Genomic DNA, 6,417 nt, shown 5'->3' with positions numbered 1-6,417 from the left:
GTCTACTACTCCCTCGTCGGCCGCGACTACGAATGGGAGCTGATGCCCCTCGCCCACGACCAGGGCGTCGGCGCGATCATCTGGAGCCCCCTGGGCTGGGGCCGCCTCACCGGCAAACTCCGCCGCGGCCGCCCGCTGCCCGCCGGAAGCCGGCTCCACGCCACCGCCGACTACGCCCCGCCCGTCGAGGACGCCCACCTCCACGACGTCGTCGACGCCCTCGACGAGGTCGCGCGGGAGACGGGCCGGACCATCCCCCAGGTCGCCATCAACTGGCTGCTGCGCCGCCCGACCGTCTCCACCGTCCTCATCGGCGCCCGCGACGAACACCAACTTCGGCAGAACATCGACGCCACCGGCTGGGAACTGACGGCCGAGCAGACCGCCCGCCTCGACGCCGCCAGCCACCGCCCCGCGCCGTACCCGTACTTCCCGTACGAGCGCCAGGAGGGCTTCGCCCGCCTCAACCCCCCGATGACGCCGCGCGGCTGACCCCCGGGTCCGGGTCCCGGCGAGCGCTGCGGACACGATCGCCACGGCGTAGGTGCGACGGATGAGCCGCCGGGAGTGCTTGGGTGGAGGTCCGACAAGCCCCGAACCGGAGGATCCCCCATGAGCAGCGACAGCCCGCGGTCCGACGAGCGCGCCCGGCAGATGCGCGAGAAGGCCGAGCAGCTCGAATTGGCGGCCAGCAGGTCCGCCGACGCCGACGAGCGGCAGCGCCTGATGGACGAGGTCCTGCGCATCCGGCAGGAGCTGGAGGACCTCCACGGACCCGAAAGCGCCACCATGGACCCCATGTAGTCCCCGCTAGGGTGGCCGGATGACTGACGACTGCGCGGAATGCGGGTTCGCCTACGACCTGGAACTGGCCCCCTCGGTCGCCTCGCTCGCAGGCGAGTACGCGGCGCGGTTCGCCGAGTTGCTGCTGCGGGCCGAGCCCGCGGCCCTGGCCCGGCGCGCCGCGCCCGAGGTCTGGTCGCCGCTCGAGTACGCCTGCCACGTACGGGACGTCCTGCTCGTCCAGCGTGAGCGGGTCCTCGCCGCCCGCCGCACCGACAACCCCGTCGCCACCCTCATGGGCCGCGACGAGCGTGTCGAACACGACGGGTACGCCCTCCAGGTCCCCGCCGATGTCGCCCGGCAACTGACCGACGCGGCCGCGCTGTTCGGCAACGTCCTGCACCGCCCGCCACCCGCCCAGTGGGAGCGCACCCTCGTGTACGGCTACCCGGAACCCGCCGAGCGGACCCTGCGCTGGGTCGCCGTGCACACGCTGCACGAACTGCGCCACCACCTGCTCGACGCCGGCCGCCAGGTGCCGGGCCCGTCGGCCGCCGACGGCTGAACGGGCGCGGCGGGTTTGGGTCCGCCGATAGCGAGCACACGAGCCCTCACAACCCGTCCGCTATTGATGAGGAGGTCCCCGATGTCGGGCACGGAGAAGGGCAAGGCGCGCGCCGAGCAGGCCAAGGGCAAGGCCAAGGAGGCGATCGGGCGCACGGTGGGCAACGAGCGGATGACCGCCGAAGGCCGGGCAGAGCAGGCCAAGGGCAACGCCCGGCACGCCAAGGAAGAGGTCAAGGAAGACCTCAAGGACACCTTCCGCCACTGACCACAACCCCCGCCGCGCCCCGCGGGGAATGCCGCGTCGCGGCAACCGGGCCCCGGCTGTCTCCCCCTCAGCCGGGGCCCAGCCGTACCGGGGAACTCTGCGCGCCGCGCGCATGAGCGGGCCGCGTCCGGTTACACGCCGTCAATGAGATTTGAACGCAGCTCGCCCGCCGGACCGGGCCGCCTCCCCCTGCTGTGGCTGCTGCCGCCGCAGGCCGCCCTCATGGTCGGCGTAGGACTGCTGGTCACCGGTCCGCTGGCGGACCAGTGGCCCGTTGCGGCGGAAGACGGCCTCGACCGCAGCCTGGCAGCGCACCGCGGCGGACCCGCCACCGCCGTCTCCGAGTGGCTGTCCCTGCTGGCCGGCACCCAGAGCGTCATCTCCCTCACCGTCCTCGCCGTGGCCGTGATGGTGGTGTGCTCGCGGGGGCGGTGGCTGCGGGAGGCGGCGTTCCTGGCCGGAGCCGTCGCCGCGCAGTCCGCGGTCTTCCTGCTGGTCACGATGGCGGTGGAACGGTCACGTCCGCCCGTGCCCCACCTGGACGCCGCCCCGCCGACCTCCAGCTTCCCGTCCGGGCACGTCGGCGCGTCGGTCGCCCTGTTCGGCGGCCTCGCCGTCCTCGTCGCGCTCCGTGCGCACGGCGAACGCCGCTGGCCACGGCACGTACTGGTCACCGTCCTGCTCCTGGTTCCGCTGCTCGTGGCGTTCTCCCGCCTCTACCGGGGGATGCACCACCCTTCCGACGTGATGGGCGGCCTCCTCAACGGCACCTGCACCCTCCTCGTCATGACCCACGCGCTGCTCCTGCCCGCCCGGCCGGGCGCGCCGCCCACCCGGCCACGCCGAATGCCGCACCCCGGCTCCGGCGCACTCCCGGCGGCCGCCCTCCCGGCCGCCCGCGCGGCCTCCAGTGACGAGGCGACCCGACGGGCCGTCGTGGTACGCCACCCGCACGGCTGCGGAGCGGAACCGGCCGAGCGCGTGCGGGACATCCTGACGCGCCACGGCTACGCGGAGCAGACGTGGACGGAGACGTCCGCCGAACACGCCGCCGGAGACCTCGGCGCGCGGATCGCCGACGAGGCCCCCACCCTCGTCGTGGTCTGCGGCGGGGACGGGACCGTACGCGCCTGCGCCGACCAGCTGGCCGGCACGGAGATCCCGCTCGTGGTGGTCCCTTGCGGCACCGGCAACCTGCTGGCGCGCAACCTGCGCCTCCCCGCCGACCCGGGCGCCGCGCTGGAGGCGGCCCTGTCCGGGCGGACCGCGCGGATCGACGTGGGCCGGGTACGGGCCGACGGGTGCGGCCCGGCCCGCTTCACCGTCATGGCGGGAGCCGGCTTCGACGCCGCCATGGTCGCCGACGCCTCCGACCGGGTGAAGCGGCGCCTCGGCTGGGCCGCCTACGCCCTGTCGGCCGCCCGCCACGTCCGCGATCCCCGGATGCGCCTGTCGATCCGCCTCGACGGCGGCCCCGTACGGGAGCGCCGCGCCCGTATGGTCGTCATCGGCAACGTCGGCAGCCTCCAGGGCGGGCTGCCCCTGCTGCCCGACGCCCGGCCCGACAGCGGCCGGCTGGAAGTGGTGCTGCTCGACCCCCGGGGGGTCCGCGGCTGGCTCGCGGCGGCCAGGCACCTCGGGGCGCGGATGCTGCCCGGCGGGGCGGTGCCCGGACCCGACGGTGTGTACGGCACCGCGGCGGGTGGCGCGCTGGAGTACTTCAGCGCCGTACGCGTCGACATCCGCTTCGCCCGGCCACAGCCGCGCGAGCTCGACGGTGACGTCATCGGCCCCGGCACCCGGCTCGACGCGGAGGTGGAACCGGGCGCGCTGCGCATCCGCCTCCCGCCCCGCACGCCGCAGGATGCGGCCGCGGGCGCGGCTGACGCCGAGCCGGCCCCGCACGCCGCCGGAGGCTGACCCGGACCGTGCAACGACGACCCGGCGGCTGGAGCCTCGTACGGGACTCCTTCATCCGCTTCCGGTACGCGGACGGTTTCAGCCACTCGAGGGCACTGGCCCTGCAGACCGTGCTGTCCATCGTCCCGATGGCCATCGCGGTCATGGGACTGTCCGGCGCGCTGCACACCGAAGCCGTCGGACGGATGGCGGAGTTGACGATACGGCGGCTGGCGAGCGGGCCGAGTCAGGGCGTGGTGGACGACACCCTGGCGCAGAGCCGGCACCAGCCCGGCGACGGGAGCCGGCTCGCCCTCTGGCTCGGCCTGCTGTTCTCCCTCGTGAACGTGACCACCGCGCTGTGTCGGCGCGGGTGTCTCCCTGGTGCTGTGGCTGCTGGCGACGTGGGGGCTGAGCCTGTACGTCGGCTCCAGCCGCTCCTTCGCCACCGTGTACGGACCCCTCAGCGCCTTCGTGTCCCTGCTGCTGTGGTCCTATGTGACGGCCCTGGCCCTGGTCCTGGGGCTGTCGTTCGCCGCGCAGCTGGAGGCGGTACGGGCCGGGGTGACCGAGCCGGTCACCGAGGATCCCGGCGTCTGAACGCGCGCGGCGGAGAACAGCGGAGTACGACCGAAAGGAACCACCCCGACCATGGCACGCACGCAACGGCCCTCCACCCCGGCGCGTCCGCTCGCCCGCCTCGCCTCCGTCCGCCCGGGACCCGACACCCGGTTCGGCGCACGGCTGCTGACGACGGCGGTCGCGACCGCCCTCGTATCGGTGCCCTTCGCGCTGGCCCTGGTGCTGGTCGAGTCGCGGTGGCCGCCGCTGATCCGGCTGGACCGCGGGACGGCGGAGCGGCTGCACACGGCGGCGCTGGAACATCCCGGGTGGGTGCGGGGGCTCGACTTCCTGACCCACGTGGTGTGGGACCCGGTGACGATGCGCCTGCTCGTGGCGGCGCTGGTGGTGTGGCTCCTGGTGCGCGGCGCCGTCCGGCTGGCCCTGTGGGCGACCGTCACCGCGACGGCCGGCGGCCTGCTCGGCCTGCTGGTGAAGAACGTGGTCGCACGGGCCCGGCCCCACCTGCCCGACCCCGTCTCCCACGCACCCGGGTTCTCCTTCCCCTCCGGGCACGCCATGACGGCCACCACGTCCTGCGCGGTACTCCTGCTGGCACTGCTGCCCCTCGTGCCCCGGCGCTGGCGACCGCTGCCGTGGGCGCTCGCGGTGGTCTCGGTCGTGGGCGTCGGCTACACGCGCGTCGCCCTCGGCGTGCACTGGGTCAGTGACGTGGTGGGGGGCTGGCTGCTCGGACTGGCGGTGGTGACGGCGACGACGCTGGCCTTCGAAGCCTGGCGCGCGGACGTCGGACGGCCGCGCACCACACCGGCGCAGGGCCTGGAGCCGGAGATCCGCACCGAACACCCCGAACCGCCGCTGATCCCCCCTGCCCGCCCCTGACCCCTCGCCGCCACCACCCGCCTCTCCGGCACTCGGCCGGCTGGTGGAGCCCGGTGGATCGCGGGTCCGGCAGCGGCGAACGTCCGGGCACCCGCTCCCGGTCCGACCCCGACCCCGGCCCTGAAACAGGCAGGGCCTACGACCACGGTCTGACGGGCAGGACCGGACCCTGCTCCGACGCGGGGGCGGCCCTTCGGGCGGGATCGTGCACGGCATGACGAAATCCGCGAGCACACCGCCGCCCCCGCCCGCCCCCGCCGCCACCCGCGCGAAGGTCCGCCTGCTGCCCGTGGAGTGGTCCGGCGACGCCCCGTTCCCCGGCCGGTGGGTGGCCGGAGCCTCGCTGGTGGCCGCGCCACCGCTCCTGGCCGCCGGGGTCCTGCTCCGGGCGCCGTTCCCCTTCTTCTTCCCCCAGCAGCTCGCCGCCCGCGCCGAGCACCCCGCCCTGATCGCCGCCTCCTACGGTGCCTTCGCGGCCGGAACGGTGCTGCTGTGGCCCGGCGTCGCCGGACTCGCCGCCCGCATCGGCCGCCGCTGCCCCGCACTGGCCCTGTGGGGCGGCGTCTTCACCGTCCTCGGGCTGTTCGCCCGTACCTTCCACGCCGGGGTGGACCATCTCGCGTTCCAGCTGGCCGACCAGGAGGGCCCCGGGGCCGCGGCACGCTTCGTCGGCGAGACGTACGGGGCCTTCCACGTCTTCAGCAGCCTCAACCCCGCCATCATGGGCGGCTGGCTGCTCCTCGCCGCCGGAGCCTGGCGGGCCCGGGTCCTCGGTCCGGTGCGCGCCCTCGCCCTCGCCGCCGCGGCGGCGCTGCCGCTCGGCGTGCTCAAGGGCACCACCCCGCTGTCGGTGGTGGCCGTCGCCGGGCTCTGTCTCGCTCTCGTCCCGCTGGGCGCCACGGTGCTGCGCGACGGGCCGGCTCCCGGACGGGCCACTGTGCTGCGCTGGACGGCGGCCGTCGTGGTGACCGGTGCCCTGATGACCCTCATCGGGCGGGCCGGTTGACGATGTACCGTCGGATCATGCGTCTTCCCCGGCGACCGCACGGCAGCCGTCTCCTCGCGCTCGACGTGCTCGCGGGCCTCCTCGTCACCGCCGTGTACATCGGGTTCGCCCGGCTGCGGGGCGGTGACGCCGGGCCCGCCTACGCCGGCCCGCCATGGGCCGGCGTGCTCGTGGCCGCGGCGGTCGGCCTGCCGCTGGCGGCCCGGCGGCGGTGGCCCGTACCGGCGGTCCTCACCGCCCTGGCGGGACTCGTCGCCGCCACCCTCCTGGACATCACCCGTGAGCCCTACCTCGCCCTCGGCCTGCCGCTCTACACGGTGGCCCTCACGCGCCCCGCACGCCGGTCGGTGCCGGTGCTCGCCGTCGCCCTCGCCGCTTCGGCGGCCGCCGTCCTGATCGGGGAGGCCCTCGTCACCCCGGCCGAGACCTGGAG

7 protein-coding genes and 2 pseudogenes are annotated in these 6,417 nt (G+C 75.2%); all 9 read left to right on the top strand.

The features are described from left to right. Window positions 1–492, top strand: a 492-nt coding sequence (locus ACFVXK_RS33755; protein ID WP_389619552.1) for an aldo/keto reductase, incomplete at its 5' end; no start/stop codon positions are given. A gap of 120 nt (window positions 493–612) precedes the next feature. Continuing rightward, entirely contained in the window at window positions 613–804 is a 192-nt protein-coding gene (locus tag ACFVXK_RS33750) for a DUF6381 family protein (RefSeq protein WP_389619549.1), read from the top strand. A 19-nt stretch (window positions 805–823) separates the two neighbouring features. Next, window positions 824–1,348, top strand: coding sequence for a DinB family protein (locus ACFVXK_RS33745; protein ID WP_389619546.1), 525 nt, complete (start codon window positions 824–826; stop codon window positions 1,346–1,348). Window positions 1,349–1,429: 81 nt separating this feature from the next. After that, the gene (locus ACFVXK_RS33740) at window positions 1,430–1,615 is read left to right on the top strand and encodes a CsbD family protein (RefSeq protein ID WP_389619543.1); all 186 of its coding nucleotides are present in this window, start codon (window positions 1,430–1,432) and stop codon (window positions 1,613–1,615) included. A gap of 144 nt (window positions 1,616–1,759) precedes the next feature. Beyond that, window positions 1,760–3,535: a diacylglycerol kinase family protein gene (locus ACFVXK_RS33735; RefSeq protein WP_389619540.1), complete on the top strand. Its 1,776-nt coding sequence runs from the start codon at window positions 1,760–1,762 to the stop codon at window positions 3,533–3,535. A 14-nt stretch (window positions 3,536–3,549) separates the two neighbouring features. Then, window positions 3,550–4,114, top strand: a pseudogene (locus tag ACFVXK_RS33730) (YhjD/YihY/BrkB family envelope integrity protein); the annotation flags it as partial. Between the two features lie 51 nt (window positions 4,115–4,165). Beyond that, window positions 4,166–4,978 (top strand): phosphatase PAP2 family protein, encoded by an 813-nt coding sequence (locus ACFVXK_RS33725; RefSeq protein WP_389619537.1) that lies wholly within the window; start codon window positions 4,166–4,168, stop codon window positions 4,976–4,978. 214 nt (window positions 4,979–5,192) lie between these two features. Further along, entirely contained in the window at window positions 5,193–5,984 is a 792-nt protein-coding gene (locus ACFVXK_RS33720; protein ID WP_389619534.1) for a hypothetical protein, read from the top strand. A 17-nt stretch (window positions 5,985–6,001) separates the two neighbouring features. Then, window positions 6,002–6,417: pseudogene (locus ACFVXK_RS33715) on the top strand (sensor histidine kinase); the annotation flags it as partial.

The organism is Streptomyces sp. NPDC058157 (genome assembly GCF_042884105.1).
Taxonomy (GTDB): domain Bacteria; phylum Actinomycetota; class Actinomycetes; order Streptomycetales; family Streptomycetaceae; genus Streptomyces.
The sequence above is the reverse complement of the archived record's forward strand: the minus strand, read 5'-3'. Positions and strand labels throughout refer to the sequence as shown.

Coding starts and splice junctions, on each gene's coding strand:
- ACFVXK_RS33750 (WP_389619549.1), top strand. CDS start 613: ATGAGCAGCGACAGCCCGCGGTCCGACGAGCGCGCCCGGCAGATGCGC.
- ACFVXK_RS33745 (WP_389619546.1), top strand. CDS start 824: ATGACTGACGACTGCGCGGAATGCGGGTTCGCCTACGACCTGGAACTG.
- ACFVXK_RS33740 (WP_389619543.1), top strand. CDS start 1,430: ATGTCGGGCACGGAGAAGGGCAAGGCGCGCGCCGAGCAGGCCAAGGGC.
- ACFVXK_RS33735 (WP_389619540.1), top strand. CDS start 1,760: ATGAGATTTGAACGCAGCTCGCCCGCCGGACCGGGCCGCCTCCCCCTG.
- ACFVXK_RS33725 (WP_389619537.1), top strand. CDS start 4,166: ATGGCACGCACGCAACGGCCCTCCACCCCGGCGCGTCCGCTCGCCCGC.
- ACFVXK_RS33720 (WP_389619534.1), top strand. CDS start 5,193: ATGACGAAATCCGCGAGCACACCGCCGCCCCCGCCCGCCCCCGCCGCC.